This window comes from Mucilaginibacter sp. UYNi724, from assembly GCF_054057495.1.
The window spans coordinates 388,189-409,687 of the sequence record NZ_JBSRZI010000003.1 but is presented as its reverse complement, the minus strand read 5'-3'; the positions used below and the strand labels follow the sequence as shown (position 1 = coordinate 409,687).

Annotated in this window: 20 protein-coding genes; 19 read left to right on the top strand and 1 reads right to left on the bottom strand. The window is 40.8% G+C overall.

Going from position 1 to position 21,499, the window contains the following annotated elements:
* Positions 1 to 66 precede the first annotated feature (66 nt).
* From ACVW0P_RS07215 to ACVW0P_RS07135, 17 genes are all read left to right on the top strand, one after another.
* Positions 67 to 1,089: an MBOAT family O-acyltransferase gene (locus ACVW0P_RS07215; RefSeq protein ID WP_457131472.1), complete on the top strand. Its 1,023-nt coding sequence runs from the start codon at positions 67 to 69 to the stop codon at positions 1,087 to 1,089.
* Entirely contained in the window at positions 1,089 to 2,159 is a 1,071-nt protein-coding gene (locus tag ACVW0P_RS07210; protein ID WP_354429969.1) for a hypothetical protein, read from the top strand. Before ACVW0P_RS07215 ends, ACVW0P_RS07210 begins: the two co-directional genes overlap by 1 nt.
* Positions 2,156 to 3,022 carry a glycosyltransferase family 2 protein gene (locus tag ACVW0P_RS07205; RefSeq protein WP_457131471.1) on the top strand — a complete coding sequence of 289 codons (867 nt, stop codon included), beginning with the start codon at positions 2,156 to 2,158 and terminating at the stop codon, positions 3,020 to 3,022. Before ACVW0P_RS07210 ends, ACVW0P_RS07205 begins: the two co-directional genes overlap by 4 nt.
* Entirely contained in the window at positions 3,019 to 4,230 is a 1,212-nt protein-coding gene (locus ACVW0P_RS07200; protein ID WP_457131470.1) for a glycosyltransferase family 4 protein, read from the top strand. The genes ACVW0P_RS07205 and ACVW0P_RS07200 overlap by 4 nt, the downstream gene beginning before the upstream one ends.
* A gap of 6 nt (positions 4,231 to 4,236) precedes the next feature.
* Positions 4,237 to 5,157 carry a glycosyltransferase gene (locus tag ACVW0P_RS07195; RefSeq protein WP_457131469.1) on the top strand — a complete coding sequence of 307 codons (921 nt, stop codon included), beginning with the start codon at positions 4,237 to 4,239 and terminating at the stop codon, positions 5,155 to 5,157.
* A gap of 4 nt (positions 5,158 to 5,161) precedes the next feature.
* A complete protein-coding gene (locus ACVW0P_RS07190; protein ID WP_457131468.1) occupies positions 5,162 to 6,079 on the top strand; it encodes a hypothetical protein in 918 nt (305 codons plus the stop codon).
* A 5-nt stretch (positions 6,080 to 6,084) separates the two neighbouring features.
* Complete coding sequence (locus ACVW0P_RS07185; protein WP_457131467.1) at positions 6,085 to 7,032, top strand: glycosyltransferase family 2 protein; 948 nt, start codon at positions 6,085 to 6,087, stop codon at positions 7,030 to 7,032.
* 9 nt (positions 7,033 to 7,041) lie between these two features.
* On the top strand, positions 7,042 to 8,265 hold the full coding sequence (locus tag ACVW0P_RS07180) for a glycosyltransferase (protein ID WP_457131466.1): 1,224 nt from the start codon (positions 7,042 to 7,044) through the stop codon (positions 8,263 to 8,265).
* Positions 8,249 to 9,205 (top strand): hypothetical protein, encoded by a 957-nt coding sequence (locus ACVW0P_RS07175; protein ID WP_457131465.1) that lies wholly within the window; start codon positions 8,249 to 8,251, stop codon positions 9,203 to 9,205. The genes ACVW0P_RS07180 and ACVW0P_RS07175 overlap by 17 nt, the downstream gene beginning before the upstream one ends.
* Positions 9,206 to 9,364: 159 nt before the next feature.
* Complete coding sequence (locus ACVW0P_RS07170; RefSeq protein WP_457131464.1) at positions 9,365 to 10,636, top strand: glycosyltransferase; 1,272 nt, start codon at positions 9,365 to 9,367, stop codon at positions 10,634 to 10,636.
* Between the two features lie 276 nt (positions 10,637 to 10,912).
* Positions 10,913 to 12,094: a glycosyltransferase family 4 protein gene (locus ACVW0P_RS07165; protein WP_457131463.1), complete on the top strand. Its 1,182-nt coding sequence runs from the start codon at positions 10,913 to 10,915 to the stop codon at positions 12,092 to 12,094.
* Complete coding sequence (locus tag ACVW0P_RS07160; protein ID WP_457131505.1) at positions 12,084 to 13,484, top strand: exosortase Y-associated Wzy-like protein; 1,401 nt, start codon at positions 12,084 to 12,086, stop codon at positions 13,482 to 13,484. Before ACVW0P_RS07165 ends, ACVW0P_RS07160 begins: the two co-directional genes overlap by 11 nt.
* Positions 13,481 to 14,620, top strand: coding sequence for an XrtY-associated glycosyltransferase XYAG1 (locus tag ACVW0P_RS07155; protein WP_457131462.1), 1,140 nt, complete (start codon positions 13,481 to 13,483; stop codon positions 14,618 to 14,620). Before ACVW0P_RS07160 ends, ACVW0P_RS07155 begins: the two co-directional genes overlap by 4 nt.
* Before the next feature lie 38 nt (positions 14,621 to 14,658).
* Positions 14,659 to 15,540, top strand: a complete 882-nt coding sequence (locus tag ACVW0P_RS07150) for a glycosyltransferase family 2 protein (RefSeq protein ID WP_354429949.1) — start codon at positions 14,659 to 14,661, stop codon at positions 15,538 to 15,540.
* The gene (gene xrtY, locus ACVW0P_RS07145; protein ID WP_457131461.1) at positions 15,530 to 16,099 is read left to right on the top strand and encodes an exosortase Y; all 570 of its coding nucleotides are present in this window, start codon (positions 15,530 to 15,532) and stop codon (positions 16,097 to 16,099) included. The genes ACVW0P_RS07150 and xrtY overlap by 11 nt, the downstream gene beginning before the upstream one ends.
* Positions 16,086 to 16,637: a WcaF family extracellular polysaccharide biosynthesis acetyltransferase gene (locus tag ACVW0P_RS07140; protein ID WP_457131460.1), complete on the top strand. Its 552-nt coding sequence runs from the start codon at positions 16,086 to 16,088 to the stop codon at positions 16,635 to 16,637. Before xrtY ends, ACVW0P_RS07140 begins: the two co-directional genes overlap by 14 nt.
* A 9-nt stretch (positions 16,638 to 16,646) precedes the next feature.
* On the top strand, positions 16,647 to 18,224 hold the full coding sequence (locus tag ACVW0P_RS07135) for a hypothetical protein (RefSeq protein ID WP_457131459.1): 1,578 nt from the start codon (positions 16,647 to 16,649) through the stop codon (positions 18,222 to 18,224).
* A gap of 296 nt (positions 18,225 to 18,520) precedes the next feature.
* Here ACVW0P_RS07135 and ACVW0P_RS07130 read toward each other — a convergent pair whose 3' ends face one another.
* A complete protein-coding gene (locus tag ACVW0P_RS07130; protein WP_457131458.1) occupies positions 18,521 to 19,582 on the bottom strand; it encodes an IS110 family RNA-guided transposase in 1,062 nt (353 codons plus the stop codon).
* 128 nt (positions 19,583 to 19,710) lie between these two features.
* Here ACVW0P_RS07130 and ACVW0P_RS07125 point away from each other — a divergent pair, with 128 nt between their 5' ends.
* Both ACVW0P_RS07125 and ACVW0P_RS07120 read left to right on the top strand, forming a co-directional pair.
* Positions 19,711 to 19,935, top strand: a complete 225-nt coding sequence (locus ACVW0P_RS07125) for a helix-turn-helix domain-containing protein (protein WP_354429940.1) — start codon at positions 19,711 to 19,713, stop codon at positions 19,933 to 19,935.
* Between the two features lie 1,021 nt (positions 19,936 to 20,956).
* Positions 20,957 to 21,346, top strand: coding sequence for a tyrosine-type recombinase/integrase (locus tag ACVW0P_RS07120; RefSeq protein WP_457131457.1), 390 nt, complete (start codon positions 20,957 to 20,959; stop codon positions 21,344 to 21,346).
* The last annotated feature ends 153 nt before the right edge of the window (positions 21,347 to 21,499 follow it).

The following is a 21,499-nucleotide window of genomic DNA, read 5'->3' as shown; positions in this document are numbered from 1 at the left end:
GCGCACGAAATCCCGCTTCTTAATTTTATTTTGCCTATTGGGCTGTCGTTTCATACTTTTCAGGCCATGAGCTATACTATTGAGGTATACCGTGGCAATCAGACGGCCGAGCGCCATTTAGGTATTTATTCGTTATATGTGATGTTTTACCCGCAGATGGTGGCAGGCCCTATTGAGCGCCCACAGCACATTTTACCGCAACTGCACCGAGTTAACAACTACAGTACCAAGAATCTGGTGACGGGCATTTTCTTAATGATGCTTGGCCTATTTAAAAAAGTGGTGATCGCGGATAGGCTGGGCCTGTACGTTGACCCATTGTTTGCCAACCTGCATGCGCATTCAGCGCTTGATATGATCGTGGGTCTTTTCTTCTTCGCCTTCCAGATCTACTGCGATTTTAGCGGTTACTCAGATATCGCCGTAGGTGCAGGGCTTACACTGGGCATTGAACTTATGCGGAACTTCAATTTCCCGTTCTCCAGCACCTCGATAACCGACTACTGGCGGCGCTGGCACATCTCGCTATCCACCTGGCTTAGCGATTATGTGTTTACCCCCATCCTCATTAATAAACGTGATTGGGGTAAAGGGGCTGTATATTTCAGTTTGACAGTAACTTTTTTCATTAGCGGTTTATGGCATGGGGCTGGCTGGCCCTTTATTATCTGGGGACTATTACATGCTTTAGCCATGTGTTACGAGGTGTATACTAAAAAGCGGCGTAACAGGCTGTCAAAAAAAATTCCGGCACCTGTGTATCGAAGCTTAAGCGTAGTTTTCACCTTCATGTACTTGCTTTTTGCCTGGATCTTTTTTAGGGCGCATACGATTGGTGACGCTTTATATATGCTCGGCCATATAATAACATTTAACAATATGACTTATACTGCTTCCGGACTGATGAATTTCAAGGAGATTTTCTATTGCCTTTTAATCATTATGATATTGATGGCCGGTGAGAAAAACCTGTATAAAATTGCAGACCGGAGCATCTCTAAAAAAATACTGACTTCAGTTGTGCTATTTATTTTATGCTACTTTCTGGGTGTTTTTAACGAGGCCCAATTTATTTATTTCCAGTTTTGATGCGTAAGATAACCGGCATATTGATTACCGTTGCAGGCCTGGCTGTCTTGATTACAGCTATGAACCAAGGCTTTATAAACCGGGTTAAACATGACAGGTATTATGATCACCTTATACCTGAAAGCGCAAGGCCACAATCACTTTATCACAACGTCTTTATGCGTACCGATAGGTGGCAATATGGCGACCTGTATGGCATTTGCTTTTTACCAGAGTACCGGCTCAAGTTAACACCGTTTAAAATTTATAATAACCGTGATGGCAAAAAACCGACCAACAAAATACTGTATATCATAGGGGATAGTTTTACGGCCGATAAGATCTTTGATGATACTTTCACCGGTTTTGACAAGGTGATCTTTTCAGACAGGCGGTTTCCGTTTGGCCCCATCAAACCCGACACCAGTAAGCAAAACTACCTTATAATGGAGTTTTCAGAATTGAACACTGCCGGCTACCGTTCAAAAAAATCTTTTGAGATAACAAATGCTGCAGACTTGCCAACCGGACCAAAACCGGTTGGCATATTTCAACGAATTGATAATATCATTTTTAATAAAGACCTTAATAAAAACGTCGAGCTGTTGCTTTTTGACGATAAGGTATTTAGTCCGGCCAAAGAAGTTAAGGCATCTTTTAATTATCATATATTAGGGAGACTGCCAAAAGAAGTTGCAGTCAGCACCGATAAGAAACGCTTACTGCTCAACATGACGGTGGATACCACTTCTCCCAAATCTGTTTTCATACCCCTTACCGATACGGAAATCGACTCGGTAAGTGCAAGCCTCGCTGCCGATCAGCAGCGATACCTATCATTAGGCTTTAAAAAGGTATTCCTTTCCGTTATTCCTAACGCAGCCTCAGTTTATGATGCTCATCGTTTTACCTACAACCATTTACTCCAGCGCCTTGAAAGTAGATCAAGTACTCCCATAATCTCTGTTTACGGCTTATTTAAACAGGATAATAGGAATTTATACTCGCCTAGTGACGCACACTGGAATGACCTAGGCTATGGTATTTGGGTAAGAAAAGTAAACGAAATTTTAAAGACAGAGACCAATTGACCCCTTTTTTCTCTATCATCATTCCACTTTACAACAGTGGCAACACCCTGCCCGAAACGCTGGAAAGTATCAGTCAGCAAACTTTTGAGAACCTTGAAGTGGTATTTATTGATGGCGGATCAGCCGACGATACCCTGTTTATCATCAGCAATTTTAAAGAACGCAGGAACACCGCCGCCCAATTCATATCCGAGCCAGATAAAGGCATTTATGATGCCATGAATAAAGGCCTTGACCTCGCAAAAGGGCAGTGGTTATACTTTATGGGTGGTGATGATATACTTGCCGGCCCCGATACTTTGCAAAAGGTTTATAATGAAATACAAAATCAGCACGCCGATCTGGTTTATGGCAATGTAACCGGCGCAAAATCCGGCATAAAATATGCCGATGATACCTTAAACAAAGTGTTGTCACGCGGCATACATCACCAGGGGGTATTTTATAAGCGCGGGATATTTGACTATACCGGAAAATACGAGCTTAGCTTTAAAGTAGCCGCCGATTATCATTTAACCTTAAAGGTGTTTTGCAACCCCGCTTTCAAAACCCGATACATCAAACTAGATGTAGCGCACTTTGGCGAGGCCGGATTAAGCTCAACTATGTATGATTATCGTTTTTACGGTTATCACTACAAGTTTTTGGCCCTGCACCACGCTGTCAATAACATAGTGGATAAAGAGGCTTCCCTAAACCAATCTATTTATTGCTGCCTTTATTTAGCCAAAGAAAAACAGAGCTTGAAATTTGCCTGGAGCAATATTTTATATTATGTATACTCCCCCAGCCCGCTTAGCTTTGCAGCAAGGGTTAAAACTCTTTTAAGAATGCTAGCCTGGAGCCTGCGATCTGCAAAATGAACATCGGACTAATCACACCTTATTTCCCCGATGAGCATACCATGGATAGCGGTATAGCCAATCATTATCAATTACTGGCCCAAAGTCTTGCAGCCGGCGGCAATAAGGTCATTGTGATGCACGTAAGGGGGCGCTATGAAAATGAGCACGAATCATTCAGTTCACACGCGCCTGCTGAAAACGTAACGGTATTGACCTTCAAAGTTAAGGTTCCGGCAGCGGTATACCGTCTTTTCAAAAGCAAATGGGCTGTCATTGATTTAGCGTTAAAACTGCAGTGTATGCTTGTTACGGCCAAGGCTTTGAATAAAATAGTAAAGCAATATCATATAGATGTAATTGAAGCCAGCAGTTATTTTTCACTATGCTATTTTACGCTGTTTAAAAAAACAAAGGCACCGATAGCGATAAGAGTTAGCACTACCTTTTCACAAATGATGAAGGAACATTACCCTTTTAAATCGCGGGGGATGGATCTTATTGCCGCTATGGAAATCGCGTTCATAAGAAAGAGCCTGTACCTACTCACACATGCCAAAAGTCACGGGCTGGAACTTGAGCGGCTTTACGGCATTGACGCAGCACGTTTTACCATCATTCCGCATGGCGTAAAGCTTCCCATGCTGGATCGGGAAAGCGATAACAATGATGCCACCGTTAAAATTTTATATACCGGTCGCTTTGAATACCGAAAGGGCTCCGATGTGCTGCTGGCCGCTATCCCTTTAGTATTAAAACAAAATCAAAACATACTATTTGAATTGATAGGCAATGATCCGGGTAACGATTATCAAACCAAATTTGAGCATGATAACGATGACCGCGTCATTAATAAGGTGTTTTTTAGGGGCAGAACTGGCAATAGGGTTTTGGCAGACGCTTATAACAATTGCGATATTTTTGTAGCACCATCAAGATACGAATCGTTCGGGATCATCTTTATTGAGGCGATGAGTTATGGTAAAGCTGTGATAGGCTGCCGGGTAGGTGGTGTGCCGGATATTATTACTGATAACTACAATGGTCTACTTGCTGATGCAGGTGATGCTCAAAGCCTGGCCAACAAGATAATATTACTTGTAAACGATAAGGTCCTACGTAAAAACCTTGGACTCAGCGCCCGGAAAACGGTGGAAGATAAATTTACAGGGGAACAACTAGCGGCAAATTCATTGAAGCATTACCAAACCCTGCTTGTAAAAAAATAAGAATTAATGAGGCTTTCTGTTATCATCCCTACTTACAACCCCGATCAAAAAAGACTAGCGCAAACGCTTGTGGGATTAAGAATACAGTCGTTAGCCAGGCGCGAATGGGAACTGATCATTATAGATAACAACTCGTCGAACAATTTCCGGCAGCAGCATGATCTCAGTTGGCATTCTGCTTCCCAGGTTATTACAGAAACCAGGCAAGGTCTAACTTACGCCCGGCTTAGGGGTTTTAATGAATCTAAAGGTGATATTATCGTAATGGTTGATGACGACAATGTCCTGAACAGCGCTTATCTTGAAAACGTCCTAACTATCTTTGATCAAAACGAGAAACTGGCAGCCATCGGCGGTAAATCTTTGCCTTTATTTGAGACCCCCCCGCCTCAATGGCTTAATGAGTTTCATATTAACCTAGCCCTCCGAAATCCGGGTAACGACACAATCATTTATGGCTGGGATAATAGATATCCCGACGCCGCCCCAATCGGCGCAGGCATGGGAATCAGGCGTAGAGCATTGACATCGTACATCGAAAGAATTAAATCAGGCGAAAGCAACATCAGCGACCGCACGGCAACCTCACTGAGTTCGGGAGGCGATAATGACCTCGTGCTCAATATGCTGAAATCGGGCTGGCAGGTTGGCTATTTTCCTCAACTGGAATTGCACCATATCATACCGACCGAGCGTATGCAGCCAGCATACCTCGCCCGTTTGGCTCACAATACCAATAGGTCATGGGTACAGTTATTGCACAGTCACGGCATCAATCCATGGAAAAAGATATCAGTGTCAGGTGTGCTCCCAAGGAAAATAAAGGCATGGTTTACCTATAAAGCATGGCAAAATAATCCTTCATATATCAAATGGCAGGGCGCATGCGGCTTATTTGAGGGATTGGCCAACCTACCTCAAAAGTAATAACATGCAGGCACTTATCAACCTTCTATACCGCTACCCTAAAGCCAGGCTCAACTATCTAAGGCGTTTTGGCGGGTATATCAATTATCGCAAAATGATGGCAGCCCGTAAGCTCATGGAAAAGGTGTCCTTCAATTTGCCACCCGTCATTTCGGTAAATGATGGGCTTCCTGTATATTTCTTAACGGGGCAAAATTACCTGTATCAAACCTTGTTCTGTATTCGTTCACTGGTGCTGGTATCCAAAAAAAAATTCAGGTTTGTATTAGTTGATGACGGCAGTTTTGACGAAGCCCTTATTAACAGGATAAAAAAACAACTTCCAGGAGCAAACATCATAACTAAAGAATTAATAGCATTAAACCTGCAGAATGTTCTCCCGATTGAGAAATACCCTTGCCTCCACCATAAAAGGGATGTTTATCCGCACATCAAAAAACTAACCGATATCCATACCATCCCCGGCAGTGGGTGGAAACTTGTACTTGATTCAGACATGCTTTTCTGGCACGAACCCGAGGAATTGCTTAACTGGCTCAACAACCCGCTATATCCGCTCCATATCATCGATTGTGGGGAAGCTTATGGTTATTCAAAAAAACTAATGGAAGAAGTAGCCGGCAATACTATCAAACCACTGATAAACGTAGGAGCAATCGGTTTAAACAGCGACACAATAGATTGGAACGACCTGGAAAGGTGGGTCGCTGCGCTGGAGCACTATGAGGGCACTACGTATTATTTGGAGCAGGCCTTATCTGCCATGATCATCGGCGAGGACAACGCGACGGAATTGCCGGCCGGCAGATACATTGTAAACCCGGATATGGCAACCATAACCGCCCAAAACGGGGTACTACATCACTATGTTGACCTTTCAAAGGAAGGCTATTACAAAATGGCATGGAAAAAACTGGTTTAAAATCGATGCCGCTAGTTTCAATTTGTATGCCTGCCTTCAATTGTGAAAGATATATTGGCGATGCAGTTCGATCGGTATTGGCGCAAAGCTATGCTAATGTACAAGTCATCGTAGTCGACGATGGTTCCACGGACGGTACTTTAAAACAAATTTGTGAGATCAATGATGCTCGTTTAAGATCAATATCCACACTAAATATGGGTGCCTCGGCTGCCCGCAATACGGCTTATCAAAACGCGACCGGCGAATACATTATTTTTTTTGATGCTGATGACCTGCTCCCGTCTGATTTTATTAAGCAACAGGTCAAAAGGGCAGCAGGCCGAAACGATATTATTGTATTATCAGGATGGGGCCGCTTTTATAATGATGATCTCAGCACTTTTAAAAAAGAACTGATCCCCTATCAGGAAATGCAACTCACCGACTGGATCAATACTTACTGGTACAGGGGCAACCCCATGACAGCTCCTGGCCGGGCCATTATCCCGAGGCTACTGATAGACAAGGCAGGGTTATGGAATGAGGAATTGAGCCTTAATGATGATCTGGAATTTTACACCCGCCTGTTTACCAAAGCCGAAAGGATTCTATTTTGTAACGAGGCCCTTCTCTATTACCGCTCTGATATTGGCGGTCTCTCGGGCCATAAAGGTGATAAGGCTTATCGCTCATTATACCGGTCCATCAGCTTATCCATTAAATTGGTACTACAATCCGGAGGTAATAATTCAAAAATAAAGCGAAGCTGCGCTAACCTTTTACAGGGTTTCATTTACGAACTTTACCCCTCTCATCGGCAATTGATTGCCATAGCTCAAAAGGAAATTGACCAATTGGCTAAGCCAGACCTGAAATTTATGGCCGGGGGCTTTACCAGTTATCTGCTGCCTGTTTTAGGTTGGAAACTCACTAAATGGGTGAAACTTTTTTTAAAAGGCCGTGTCTTGTAACAAACAGTGTTGAATAATAATAAAGCTAAAATTTGCATTGTAAGCCAATCCCACCTGTGCCGCAACCCCAGGGTACTGAAGGAGGCATTGGCACTTTCAGCTGCGTTATACCGGGTAACCATACTGACAGCAATTTATAGTGATCCATTATACCGGGAAGATCTTTCCTTACTTTCCGGAACGGGCATATCCTATGAAATTTACAGTGACTTGCGAAAGCCTGCCATTGCCGGTTTTATATCCCGGCTAACCAAAAAGTTTTGGCTATTTGCCCAATCAGCGGGCATTGAAAGCAGGCTTAGTTTAGGCTATGGTGCATTACGGTTAAAAAAACGGATTTGCATGCAAAAGGCCGACCTGTACATCATGCACCAGGAGCTAGCGACCGTAACCGGCAGCTTAATGGTACATACGTCTAAAGTAGCTTTCGATATAGAAGACTGGTACTCACAAGATCTTTTACCCAGTGCCCGCAAAAAAAGACCGATTAAACTTCTAAAACGCGCCGAAAAAATCGCCATCGAAGACGGTGTTGCCTGCTATACCACGTCGCACGCATTAGCACTTGGGCTGCAGGCTTTTTATAAAACAACAAATATGCCCTCGGTTATTTATAATTCATTTTCGCCAAACACTAGCGTTTGTGTGCCAAAAAAACAGGATGTTCTACACTTGTACTGGCTTTCGCAAACTATAGGCGAAGGGCGCGGACTGGAGTTTTTTATCCATTGTATGGCTCAAAGCACTACGAAATTCAAGCTGAGCCTGAGGGGTAATGTCTCTGAAAGCTACAAAAATAGTTTGAGCAGACGGTTATCTCCAAAAGATCAAATTGTTTTTTTGCCTTTGCTGAAAAACCAGGAAATTCTAGCCGATACGGGCAGATACCACATCGGCCTGGCGCTTGAGCCGGATAACCCACCAAATAAAGACCTCACTGTTTCAAATAAACTTTTTCACTATATGGCCGCTGGTCTGCCGGTTATAGCCTCTTATACACAGGGGCATGCCGAGATAGCTACTCAATGCCCAGATTTTATATTCCTGTATAAACAAAACCAGGCAGTGGAATTAACAGGCATTTTAAATCAGGTTGGTTCAAAATTACAAACTAATGAATTAAGTAGTTTGAAAAGCAAGATACTTCATTTTTACACATCGAAATTTTCATGGCCCGGCGAAGCCATCAAATTGGTCAATCTTATCAATCGCATTTTTGAAAAAGAAAGTTAGCTTACAGATAAACCTCGCCCCCGGCGATTATCCACATGTCCGGCACCTGCTTCCGCACCAATTGATGATGCTCAAGTCCCAGGTCGACGAGATTATTTTAACGGTAGATACCCAACCGGGCAAAGGCCGCTTTGCCGAAGGTTGGTTCAAATACAAAAATTCTCTTGATGAATTTTTGACACTAGTTATTGAACCACATTACCCGGTTAAAATCATCCCTGTTGATTACACGCCCGCTGTTAAGCAAAAAGTTGCACAATACTTTTTTGGGAAAGATATTATGCCGGTAAAAGATTTCAGGGGAGGGCCATTTTATGCTTACTTTTTCGGCTTATATACTTCAGCCAACAACCTTGTTTTTCATTTAGATTCGGACATGTTTTTGGGCGGAGGCAGTAAAAAATGGATAGCGGAAGCAGTACAACAATTCACTGCTGATGCCGCCTGCTTTGTAATGGCCCCCCTTCCCGGGCCGCCTAATGCTGACGATACCTTAATGAGCCAGAACATAATCCAAAAAATAGCCCCCTTTACCTGGCGGCTGGGCGGCATGAGCACCAGGATTTTTCTAATGGATACATCAAAATTCAGGACCAACAAGCTTTCGCTAGCCAGGCCTTCGTGGCGAAATCAATTAAAAGCATTAGTTGAAATGCATCATATCGCCGATCTGCCGGAACATTTGATAGCCAGCTATATTGAAACACATAACCTGAAACGCATCGACTTTTTAGGATCAGGCAAAGGGATGTGGTCGTTACACCCACCCTACCGTACCAAATCATTTTATGAGCAACTGCCCATCATTGTTAAACGGGTTGAAAACAATGATCTGCCTCAAAAGCAACAAGGCTTTTATGATATCATTGATGAGGTTTGCGATTGGACAGAGGCAAGGCAGAAGTTAAAACAAAGCAGATGGTGGAAACGACAACGATAAACAAACAACAGAAAACGCTATTGATACGATCGTAATGATGGTATGATAGGGAATCTCAAATCTAAGCAATATCAAGCTATTGAATCAAAGCCGCGGTTTGAACATGATTTTGGGGCTTTACCCAGTTTTTTTACGATTTTGTAGAAAACGCATCTTAGCATGCTAAAAAAGTTACTTATCATCTCCCCGTATTTTCCGCCGGTAAACGCTGCCGATATGCAGCGGGTACGCATGAGTCTGCCGTACCTGACAGATCAGGGCTGGCAGGCAGAGGTGGTTACCATTGCTCCTGAATATTCCGACTTGTCTCAGGACGAATTGTTGTCGCAAAGTGTTCCTGCTTCGGTAAAAATACACTATGTCAAAGCGTTTCCAAAAAGTGTTACATCCAAAATTGGCTTGGGCAGTCTGGCATTGCGCAGCCTTTGGCATTATAGCCAAAAGGTAAACAGCATTTTAAGACAGGATAGATTTGATCTTATTTATTTTTCAACCACCCAATTCCCGGTTTGTATTTTAGGTGCCTATTGGAAAAAACGCTTTGGCATTCCGTATGTTATAGACATACAAGATCCCTGGCATTCAGATTATTATCTCAACAAACCTAAAAGCCAGCGCCCGCCAAAATATTGGTTCGCCTACAGGCTAAATAAATACCTGGAGCCCATCGCTCTGAAAAACACCAGCGGGTTGATAAGCGTATCTGGCGGTTACATTGACCAGGTCAAATCCCGTTATCCGGAAATTAAGGACGTTCCCTCGGCTGTAATTACATTCGGCGCTTTTGCCCCGGATCTGAAGATCGCTCAAGAAAACCGGGAGAGCTTTAAATCCCTTTTAAGCAAGGATTTTATTAATATTGTATATGTAGGCCGCGGTGGAAAGGATATGCACAGGGCGATCAGCCCGGTTTTTGAGGTTTTTAAAACGGTTTTGACAAATGACCCTGCGCGTTTTTCAAAGGTAAGGTTTCATTTTATCGGTACCAGTTATGCCCCGGCCGGCCATGGCATTGCCACCATTTTACCGCTTGCTAGACAGTTTGGTATTGAGGCAAATCTTATCGAAACGACTAACCGCATTAGCTATTACCACACGTTGCTTACATTGCAGCAAGCCGATGTATTATTCATCCCCGGATCTGATGATCCGCAGTACACAGCATCAAAAATATTTCCATACTTGCTTACAAACAAACCGGTGCTGGCCATTTTCAACAAAGCCAGCTCGGCAATATCCATTATGCACGACTACGGCGTGCAGCATGTTTATAATTATGATGAGGTAACCCCTTCAGATCTTTATGAGTTTTTTGATCAACTCGTCAACGGAAATTTTAAGAAGGTTGAGTATAATGCAGGGTCCGTAAAAAAATACGCAGCGGCTGAAATGACACGGGCACAGTGCCGTTTGTTTGATAGAATAATTTGATGTGATCAACAGAACGTACCCTGAGCTTATAATAAGCCGTCTTTCGGCAATGTATAGTCCGCAAGAGCATTGTAGCGTTTATGAGATAGCAATTACCATCCAGGGGTCTCAAGAGCCTTATTTAAGTTTAGAGGCAGCGGGATTAAGTAACATGACAGCCATGAACGGGAGACTTCCGACCGCGCTAATTCTTATATCTACCATCCTTTTAAGCGGGCTTTTATAAAAATCCTCGTACAAACGACAAATCCAATTTGTTATGAACGAAACTATCTGATGCAAAAGTTAGCCATTATCATCACCCATCCAATTCAATATTATGCCCCGGTATTTAAACTCCTGCACGAGCAGCAACAGATCGGGATCAAGGTATTCTACACCTGGGGTGAGGCTGCACAGCATAAGTTTGATCCCGGATTTGGCAAAAAAATCAGTTGGGATATTCCTTTGTTGGATGGTTACCCTTATGAATGGGTAAATAATACATCTGCTAACCCGGGTTCATCAAATTATAAAGGTATAATAAATCCAGGTTTGGTAAAACAGATTGCCAGTTGGCGGCCTGATGCTATTTTAGTTTTTGGCTGGTCCTTTAAAAGCCATTTAAATTTGCTCCGTTATTTTAAAGGTAAGGTTCCCCTATTTTTTCGGGGTGATTCAAATTTGCTGGATAATCGACCATGGTTAAAAAACAAGCTCAGGTGTTTGGTTTTAAAATGGGTTTACAGTTTTATAGATCACGCGTTTTACACTGGGACAAATAACTTCAACTATTACAAGAAGTTTGGTTTGAATGACAGTCAGTTATCGTTTGCGCCGCATGCAGTCGACAACAACCGGTTTTCCGAGGATAGAAGCAACGAAGTAAGCCAGTTGCGTGCAGGCCTTGGGATTAAAGAAGCCGACACACTTTTATTATTTGCAGGCAAGTTCGAAGTTAAAAAAGATCCACTCTTATTGCTTAACGCGTTTTTACGATTAGATACTTCAAACGCTCACTTACTTTTCGTTGGCAATGGCGATTTACGCGGTGAACTAACGAGTTTAGTGCAAAACGAACGCGTTCATTTTATGGATTTTCAAAATCAAACGCAAATGCCGGTATTTTACCAGGCTTGTGATTTATTTTGTCTTCCTTCAAAAGGACCTGGAGAAACCTGGGGCCTGGCTGTAAACGAAGCTATGGCATGTGGAAAAGCAATATTGGTGTCCGATAAGGTTGGATGTGCTGTTGACTTGGTCAAGCCAGGCATTAATGGCTATATATTTAGAGCAGGTAACGAACGTGAATTACATCAATATTTATCTAAACTCACTACCTCCAAAAAATCTTTGCAAGACTTTGGAAAGCAATCTGCGGAAATAATAAAAAACTGGAATTTTGCCGAAATTGCACGGGAAATTACCTATAGGACTGCAAAAATTCAAAAAACTTTTAATCGCAAAAATGCATCATAATGAAGGATTTGAGCGATATTTAGCGCTTTTTATTCCATCGATCCTGGCTGTAGTATTTCAGCAAGATCCCGTTACATCATACATAATTTCATGGGCAGGCTCATTCTTTATTTTTTTGATAAGCTTATCAGGATGGGTGAAACCAATTCCCGGAGACAGAAGCATAGGTGAGCAATTGATGCGTCCTTTGTTTATTATGCAGGTAATATTTGCCGGGTTTATGAGCTGCACTTCAATCTTTTATTTCCTGGATACCCTTGGCTATAATGATTTTAAAAAACTCAGCGACTTTTATTTAGTTGACCAAAGCCGGATGATGCTTGTGGCACAATGCCAGCGATATTATTGTCTGGCACATGCATCGTTTGTCACCGGGATCTTGGTCTTCATGAAATACCCTGCCAAGAAAACGTATTTTATAGAGAATAGCACAATAGCCAACCTTTTACTTAAGATCGCTGTTATAAGTTTTCCTGTGTCTATTTTTTTTCTTAAGATACCCGGCCTCAGCCAATTCTATTACCAGCTTAGTTCTTTGAGTTTTATTGCAGGTACACTGGCGCTTGCCTTTGCTATTCCTTTAAAAAAATCTTCTAACACTTTCATATGTTCGTTGTTATATGCATTTAATCTTTACGAGGCATTTCATTCCGGCTTTAAAGAACCAATTATTATAAGTGTACTTGTATTAGGTGTGTTTTTATATCCTATTTATAAAAAACTGGTTGTTGTTATTTTTGGGCCCTTACTATTTTTTGCGTTTTTGATATTACCGACCTACGTAAATAGCTTCAGGCAAAATGCATGGTCTGGTGAGGCAGATGCATCAGAATCATCGCAAATCGCACTTGACGCTGCATTAAACGAAGATAACAAAGAATCGAACTGGGACTTTTTCGCTTATCGTTTAAGCGAGATCGACATGTTTACTTTGTTCGTTCAATCTACACCAAAAACCGTTGATTATTATGGCCCTGTTTTGTTAGAACAATCCGTTATAGCAATTATTCCCCGGGTATTTTGGCCGGAAAAACCGATCACTGAAGATTTGGTGATGGAACGTGTTTATAACGCTGGTGTAGTGAACAGATTGTCCAGTGTTTCAGCAAAGCCGGCATTTGTGGTTGATGCGTATTTGTCCGGAGGTGCGCCAGGGATAATGTTTTACTTATTTATTTACGGCGCTGTCGCCCAATTGATATCAGTTAAAGCCGAAACCCTTTTTGGCGGATACATTTTAGGCTCAGCATTAATCTTTAGCGGATTGTTCCAAATATTGTGGCGCGGGTTGAGTTTCGAGTTTTTGTTTAACTCGGTATTTTGGAGTTACATCAGTATGCTGGTAATTTTCATGATTTTGAAAAGAGCTAAAATTTTAAAAAAGGTTTGAAATTACTGCATATAATAGCGGCATATAAACCGGCCTATATTTATGGTGGGCCAACCATGTCTGTGGCTAAATTGTGCGAACAGTTGGTCGCGAGCGGTCATCAAATAGATGTTTATGCAACAACCGCTAACGGCTTGGCCGAACTGGATGTTGTGCCAAACGCGTCTGTTACAATTGATGGCGTCAATGTTATCTATTTTAAGCGTATCACCAAAGATCATACCCATTTTTCACCTGCTTTGCTGATCTCACTTTGGAAAAATGCGCGACAATATAATGCCGTCCACATCCACGCCTGGTGGAATCTCGTGTCGGTATTATCATGCATTGTTGCTTTAATGCGCGGCGTAACTGTATTTATCTCACCAAGGGGTACGCTAAGCCCTTACTCGTTTGAAAATAGAAATAGCGGTATAAAAAAACTTTTACATAATTTAATAGGGAGGTTACTATTAAATCGCAGCCACATCCATGTAACATCTCAACACGAGTATACGGCCATTCAAAGCCTTGTATCACCTAAAAGTATGACAACGATACCTAACTTTGTTAAGTTAGGTAAAGGTTACCCGCAAAATGTACTAGCCCTGGCTCAGCCTTTCAAACTCATATTTTTATCACGTATAGAGGAAAAGAAAAATTTGGAAATACTTTTCAATGCACTTCCCGATGTTGCTGCCCCCTACCATCTAACTATAGCCGGTGATGGAAATCCCGGCTATATAAAAACACTAAAAGCATTAGCGACAAAAAATAATATTGCTGAACATATTACATGGGTTGGCTTCCTAAATGATGATAAGTTTGATGTGCTTTCCAGGCATGATCTTTTTGTTTTAATATCATACGACGAAAATTTTGGAAACGCAATTATCGAAAGCTTAAGCGTCGGTACGCCAGTGCTGATAAGTACGGACGTTGGCCTGGCAAATTACGTGACTGAAAACAAATTAGGTTGGTTATGTGAACGCAGCGCAGATTCGGTAAGCTTCGCTCTCAACCAAATCATTACATACAAAACACATGAAATACTGGCGATTAGAAAAAACGCGCCGCTTATCATAAGAAACAACTTTAACGAAATACCATTAACCAAACTTTATACAGGCCTTTACAAGCAACATATAAATGACTGATAATTATATACCACTTACGGGTCTAATTTCGACAACCCATGCCAAATCAAATCGCGATTAAAGTGACGGAAAGTTTAGACATCGTTATCTTAACTTTCAACGAGGAAAAAAACATTGAAGCGTGCTTACAAAGCGTGCTACCGCTCAACGCAACGATCTATATTGTAGATTCGGGTTCTACAGATAATACACTGGCAATTTGCCGCCAATACACGGCTAACATATACACCAATCCGTTTGAGAACTATGCGGCGCAACGCAACTGGGCGCTACAAAACCTGCCCTTAAAAAACACTTGGGTACTTAACCTCGATGCCGACCACCGGGTTAGCGCAGCGCTTGTTACCGAACTTGATGCCACCCTAACAACCCAAACCGTAAGCGATATAAACGGCTTTTTAATTAGCCGCCGCACCATGTTTATGGGCAAATGGATAAAACATGGGGGCCACTACCCAACCTACCACGCCAATATGTTTAGGAACGGCTTTGGCAGTTGCGAAGTAAAGCTGTACGATCAGCATTTTCTGGTTAACGGTAAAACAAAAATATTAAAGGGTGATATCATCGATATAATTACCGATTCGATAAATACTTTTGTAATAAGGCACAATCACTGGGCAACGCTTGAAGCGCAATACCAGGTTGATCAACGCAACAAAAATAACGATGTGCAGCTAATTGAACCAAGGTTTTGGGGCAACCCTATGCAGCGCAGACGTTACATGAAAAAGAAATATGAGGCGTTTCCGTTATTTGTGCGGCCGGTATTATATTACTTTATAAGGTATATTATTAAACTTGGTTTTTTAGATGGTAAAACGGGGTTTGTATTCCATTTTTTACAGGGCTTTTGGTTTCGGATGATGATAGACATTAAGGTTTACGAACTTTTAAAGCAACAAAAAAATGAAGGGTAATAGGCCCAAATTAAACCCTGCTTTAATTTTTGTGATTAAGTTTTTATGCTTATTCGGCTTGCTTTACGGCTTTTATATTGGCTATGTAAGCATCACAAGCCCGGGTGGTTTGTACATGCCTTTTTTTGAAAAGCACCTGAATATGATAAGCGGCCTGCGTTATATTTTAATAGAAAGCAGCGCCTCAATTTTAAGGATACTTGGCTACCAAACACGTACAAACGATTATCAACTATTGGTAGTGAGCCATAACATTTTACATATAGCCTATGATTGCCTTGGTTTTGGTGTAATGTGTTTTTTTACGGCGTTTGTAGTTGCGTACCCGGGCAGCTTAAAATCTAAAGTATTATTTTGGGTTGTAGGGGTGGTTACCATTCAATTGTTAAACATATTGCGGTTTGTATTGCTCGCGCTTTATTGGAAACGAAATACAAACGTCTATTTATCCGATCACCACACTATTTTTAACATTGTAGTGTACATACTTATAGCCATTAGCTTGTATTTTTATACCCGTTACCAGGACAAAACCACAACCTTAAATGCAGCAAACTAACCTATCGGTATACAACAATCATCCCTACCATCCCGGTGGCAACGCCCTCAAAAGGTTATTGTGGTATTATGTAAACGGTTTGTTTTTTAAATCGGGTTGGTTACCGGTAAGCGGTGTTAAAGTTGCACTGCTGCGTCTATTTGGGGCTAAAATTGGCGAAGGTGTTATGATAAAACCTTGCATAAACATCAAATACCCATGGCACCTCAAAATTGGCAACCACAGCTGGATAGGGGAAGCCGTTTGGATAGACAGCCTCACTACGGTTACTATCGGTAGTAACGTGTGCATCTCGCAAGGGGCTATTTTACAAACCGGCAGCCATAATTATAAAAAAGCTACTTTCGATCTGATAACCAAGCCTATCACTTTAGAGGATGGGGTTTGGATAGGTTGCGGCGCAATTGTTAGCCAGGGGCTTAACATAGCAAGCCATGCTGTATTAAGCAGTGGGTCTGTAGCTACAAAAGATCTTGAAGCTTATAGCATATACCAGGGTAACCCCGCCGTTAAAGTACGGGGCCGTTCTATCGAATAAATATCTATCATGCCTAACACCTTTCCTTCGCACCGTATCATCCTGCTAACAGTTTTTACAATTGTTTCTGTATTGGGCATTTTAGTTATTATTACGCCGGCTGCAATTTTCCCTGATGCCAGCTGGGGGTTCCAGGTTTTACGGTCGATGGAGTTTGGCGGGCCGTTTAATGTGCTCAGCAAACCCAGCCAGCAAAATATAGCCCAAAACACCAGCGAGTTTATATCGTGGTGGTCGCCGGGGCAGTATCTTATCCCTTATTTTTTTAAAGCCCTGTTAGGATTAAATACGGGGCACGCTGCATCGGTAACCACTATGCTTTGCCAATTTTTTGGGCTTATTGGCTTTTATAAATTCTTTAAAAAAGTTGGTTTTTCGCCAACTATAAGCGCTTTAAGTTTATTGGTGACCATTTGCCAGCAGGCTTTTTTTACCCCCTATATCTTTTACATCGGCGGCGAAACATTGTTATTCGCTTTCGCGGGATGGTTCCTGTACGGTTGCCTGGTATTTAACAAACCCGATTGGAAACTGCTACTGTTTGTACTGCTATCCGGCTGGATTGGATTCATCTGCAAATCCTCATTCATATGGATGTATTTTGCGGGGTTATTCTTCCTGTGGATTCAGCTATCTGGCCAAAGCCGCAACGTCAAAGCATGGCTTTTTAAAGGATTTTGGATTGGCATACCTGCACTAATATCTGTAGTAGTTATATCATGGGCATACTTGTCTAAAGGCCAAAATCCCGCTTCGGGTTCAAACGGTATTGATTTGAGCTGGAAGGTATTCACTTTCCCTATCGCATCGCCAATACTTGCGGGCTTTTCGGCTGATGACCTGGTAAACGGCTTTATTTTTCATAACGATAGCGCCGTACTATCTGCCGGCTGGGCCGCCGCCATACTCATCCTGCTTGCACTATTGAGTATTGTTTTGATATGCCAGATCTGTATAAACGTGCCCGATAAAAATTACCGCAACATCATTATCATATTTTATAGTGTATCACTTTTGTTCTTCGGTTCGGCATTTTTGCGCCGGTTAGATATTTCCTATGAGGCAAGGCACTTTAGAATTATAGGTTTACTTATTACACCGGGAATGCTGTATTTATTTAGTCGGTATAAGATGGCTTATAGACTGATCTTGGGCGCTTTTATAGCTGTAATTGGCTGTTTTTCGGTGATATTTTACTGTACAAGTAGTTATGGACTGCATCACTACACGGCTTACGGCACATCAGGTATTGGGCAGCAATTTATTGATCAGGAAAGCCTTAATTATGTTAAACTCATCGACCATAAAGAGAAGGATGCCACCTTTGTTTTCTTTAGCCCCGATCTTGGGCTGGAGATACAGCATAACCGGATAATTACCCTGGGTGCACTTAACACAGACATCAATATAGACTTTGATCAATATATCCACAAGGGCTACTCGGGCCCGCTTTATATTATAATGCCCCAATACTATATTGGTATAAGGGCATCTGTTATCCTAAAATCCTTCCCGGGGTACAAAGGTTTTTCGCTTAAAGAACTAAGCGATAACTATGTACTTTATTTCGCTACTGAGGCGCGATAACGTCTTTGTTGATCAAAAAAGAAAACGGCTCGAGAACTTGAAAAGCTAAAATTATTTTCCTCTTTAGTACACCTGAACTGTTAAGATTCAAGCTACTCATAAAAAGTTTAAATCTAACTTTCGCAAGTTTTCCGCCGCATTTTATAAATGCTGTATAATGATAGTATGAAACTATTTAGTTTTTCAATGCAAATTATATCAGGTTAACAACAGAGATTAAAAATACATTTAAGTCTTTAACTTTGTACTGGGGACAATCATCTGCTGCTAAACCCGATATATTTAATTTCCAAAAATCAAGGGTTTGATATCACTAAACAATTTTCATCTTCGTCATCTTTTTGTTCGCGAGCTATATAAAGTCGATCCTGATTTACACATGCGAAAGCGCGGACGATAATCTTATTTCTAATTGCATTGACAATAAGCATCCCAGGCTTCCCTTCCTTTTTTTTCCTGTCAAAATAAGCTTTTAATTCTTTATCCACTCTCAAACTTCCTATCGCGCACATATGTAATAGCGATTTTACTTTTTTGTTAGCTTGATGAGATACCTTAAGCTTTTTTATGATTTTTCCCGATTCAAATCGAAATGGTGCTACTCCTGCATAACATGCAAATTGCCTTGGTCTCGTGATATCTTTGAATTCGTTCGTAGCGGTGATAAATTGCACAGCCATTACTATTCCAACGCTTGGGATTGATGTCAGGATTTCTAATAACCGGTTGAATCTACTGTCTTCAGTTAGCTCCTGCTTAATTTTTAATTCAACTTTTGACAGGTCATCGCTTAGCGCTTCCAGACTTTTTTCACATGCTTGAATAGCTTGTTCTTTTATCAATTTAGGCATAAATGTCACCACGTCGGCGATCGGCATTTTAAGACTTAATCTGATTCCCATTAGTTTATTTCTCAATGAGACAAGGCTTTTCAATCGCCCCATTTCCAATCGTTGAGGAACCCAAAGCCTGATTTCTTCACAATTCTTTTGCGCAAATTTTGCAATCCTTAATGCATCTATTTTATCATCTTTTCCACGAACTAAGCCCATTGAGTTTTTAATATGTAGCGGGTGTTCGACGACAAATTTAAATTTCCTTTTCCAAAGCATGGCAATCAGATGATTGCCATAAATGCCAGTCCGTTCCATACAAAAAAGCGTGGTGGATGGTTTGATACTCAATCTTTCTTTCAATGTCTCCAAATACGCTAATATCGCTTTTGGTTCGTTCAAGGCAACTTCCTGTAAAAGCACTTTGTTATCCTTTACTACGGCGAAGTCTAGTTTGTTTTTCGATATATCTATGCCAATAAAGTATTTATATTTCATTGGTTTAAAAATTTCATTATTATTCATAGCATTGGATAGTCTAATTATTGCCTTTCACATATTTTAATCTGTTGCAAATGTAAAAAGTGTTGGTTAATTCACCAACACTTTTTACATTTTTAAAATAGAATTTCCCGACGGCAAAGTTTGCGGAAATGAAAAATTATAAAGACACCTCGTTTTTAAAGAATTTTGGCGAAAATCTTTCTAGATTAAGATTAGTCAAAGGCCTGTCGTACAGGAAAATGGCACAAAATTGCATGATTGATCACGCGGACATTAAAAAATACGAGAAAGGGGAAACCAATTTGAGCTTATTGACATTGAAAGAACTTGCAAAAGGCCTAAATATAGAAGCAAAAGAATTACTTGAATTTTAAATCGTCTAAAGTTACCTTTAAGCTTGACATAAGTGAATCTTACCTGGTTTCCTTTTTTGAAAAGTTTATTGATGCCTATGATGGTGAGATTATGCCTTTATGGGAAAGCCATAAAATCGTCCGTCTTAATGTAGGTGCGCACAGGGATGAGGATGGGATGCTACAAGCGAAGATCATTGATCACATTAGTATGGAGCTATCGACAACTGCGCAGCCTACTTTGAAAGCTGGCTTAAAGCATTAAAGAATGATAAACATTAGTTATTAAAAGCTGCTGCACAGGCTCAACGCGCAGCGGATTGCATCTTATCAGTAATATAGGAACCAGCATAAATTTAAAGCCCTTAACCGGGCTTTATTTTAGGTCGTTCTTAATATACCTATGATATAGATATTCCGCATACCCTACACTCACATAATCAGGAAACTTCCAATTGGGATAATACTTCCTTTTAATATACTTTAGAAAGCTAAAGAATAATATTCCTAAGATAAGGAGTATGGCAATTGCCAAGAAGAAGATTGCAAAGTATATTAAGAAATTCATACGCTTATAAAAGAAAGGTATACGCTTATACCAACATTTTGTTGTGTAAATCCGAACATTATATTAATATACCATCACTTATTTGTGGAATAACGGATTGCATTGATAGTATTTCTACTTCGAAAGAGGTGATTTTGATTTAAAAAATTCTTTAGACAGGGAAAAATGCCTTATATTTGGTTTAACAATTAGAGTAAACTTGCTATTTGCGTCATTCGTAGAGTAAGGTAACTTTTAAAGTGCAAAGTACTGATAATTAATACATAAGAGCTTAGGTTCTGAACCCTAGCTCTCCGCTGATATACATATCAAAACATCTAAAAGGCCTCAAATCGTTGATTTGAGGCCTTTTTCATTTCTATATCCTACCAAAACATTCATATAATCGCATAATTCTATACAGGATTGTCTTACGTAGATTTATCTGCAACACTTGAAAAGAGGCGACATCGCTGAAGGTGCTGATGGGAAAAAATGGATTTTTACAAAAAGACAAAAAACCAAGACGATCACACACATACCGCTATTACAAGAGGCAATGCGGTTAGTGGAAATTATCGCGAACATTCAAAATGCGTTATTAATAACCTCGCATTTCCTGTATTAACCAATCAGAAAATAAATTCTTATATTAAAGAAATAGCTGACTGCTGTGGTATGAAAACAAATTTAACTTTCCATATCGCTAGGCACACTTTTGCGACTACTATAACTTTAAGTAATGGAGTCCCCATTAAATCAGTTTCGAAGATGCTAGGTCATTCTAATTTGATCCAGACACAACATTATGCGAAGACATTAGATATTAAAGGAGGTCACGACATGGGTAAACTTCGAGGTTTACTTAGTACCAATAAGGGGTGATTTTTATATTATTACAATAGCTTGTCAGAATTCATTAGGAAGAATGAAGTTTGGGAGGGAACCTAACATCTCCCGTACTTGTTATTTATAGTTTCGTAGAATTTCAATATTTAAGACGTCCGAGAGTACTCTCTAAGGTTCGTATGTGATTTA

Coding starts and splice junctions, on each gene's coding strand:
- ACVW0P_RS07170 (WP_457131464.1), top strand. CDS start 9,365: ATGCTAAAAAAGTTACTTATCATCTCCCCGTATTTTCCGCCGGTAAAC.
- ACVW0P_RS07165 (WP_457131463.1), top strand. CDS start 10,913: ATGCAAAAGTTAGCCATTATCATCACCCATCCAATTCAATATTATGCC.
- ACVW0P_RS07130 (WP_457131458.1), bottom strand. CDS start 19,582: ATGAATAATAATGAAATTTTTAAACCAATGAAATATAAATACTTTATT.
- ACVW0P_RS07200 (WP_457131470.1), top strand. CDS start 3,019: ATGAACATCGGACTAATCACACCTTATTTCCCCGATGAGCATACCATG.
- ACVW0P_RS07125 (WP_354429940.1), top strand. CDS start 19,711: ATGAAAAATTATAAAGACACCTCGTTTTTAAAGAATTTTGGCGAAAAT.
- ACVW0P_RS07160 (WP_457131505.1), top strand. CDS start 12,084: ATGCATCATAATGAAGGATTTGAGCGATATTTAGCGCTTTTTATTCCA.
- ACVW0P_RS07185 (WP_457131467.1), top strand. CDS start 6,085: ATGCCGCTAGTTTCAATTTGTATGCCTGCCTTCAATTGTGAAAGATAT.
- ACVW0P_RS07195 (WP_457131469.1), top strand. CDS start 4,237: ATGAGGCTTTCTGTTATCATCCCTACTTACAACCCCGATCAAAAAAGA.
- ACVW0P_RS07140 (WP_457131460.1), top strand. CDS start 16,086: ATGCAGCAAACTAACCTATCGGTATACAACAATCATCCCTACCATCCC.
- ACVW0P_RS07215 (WP_457131472.1), top strand. CDS start 67: ATGAGCTATACTATTGAGGTATACCGTGGCAATCAGACGGCCGAGCGC.
- ACVW0P_RS07210 (WP_354429969.1), top strand. CDS start 1,089: ATGCGTAAGATAACCGGCATATTGATTACCGTTGCAGGCCTGGCTGTC.
- ACVW0P_RS07150 (WP_354429949.1), top strand. CDS start 14,659: ATGCCAAATCAAATCGCGATTAAAGTGACGGAAAGTTTAGACATCGTT.
- ACVW0P_RS07135 (WP_457131459.1), top strand. CDS start 16,647: ATGCCTAACACCTTTCCTTCGCACCGTATCATCCTGCTAACAGTTTTT.
- ACVW0P_RS07190 (WP_457131468.1), top strand. CDS start 5,162: ATGCAGGCACTTATCAACCTTCTATACCGCTACCCTAAAGCCAGGCTC.
- xrtY (WP_457131461.1), top strand. CDS start 15,530: ATGAAGGGTAATAGGCCCAAATTAAACCCTGCTTTAATTTTTGTGATT.
- ACVW0P_RS07120 (WP_457131457.1), top strand. CDS start 20,957: ATGGATTTTTACAAAAAGACAAAAAACCAAGACGATCACACACATACC.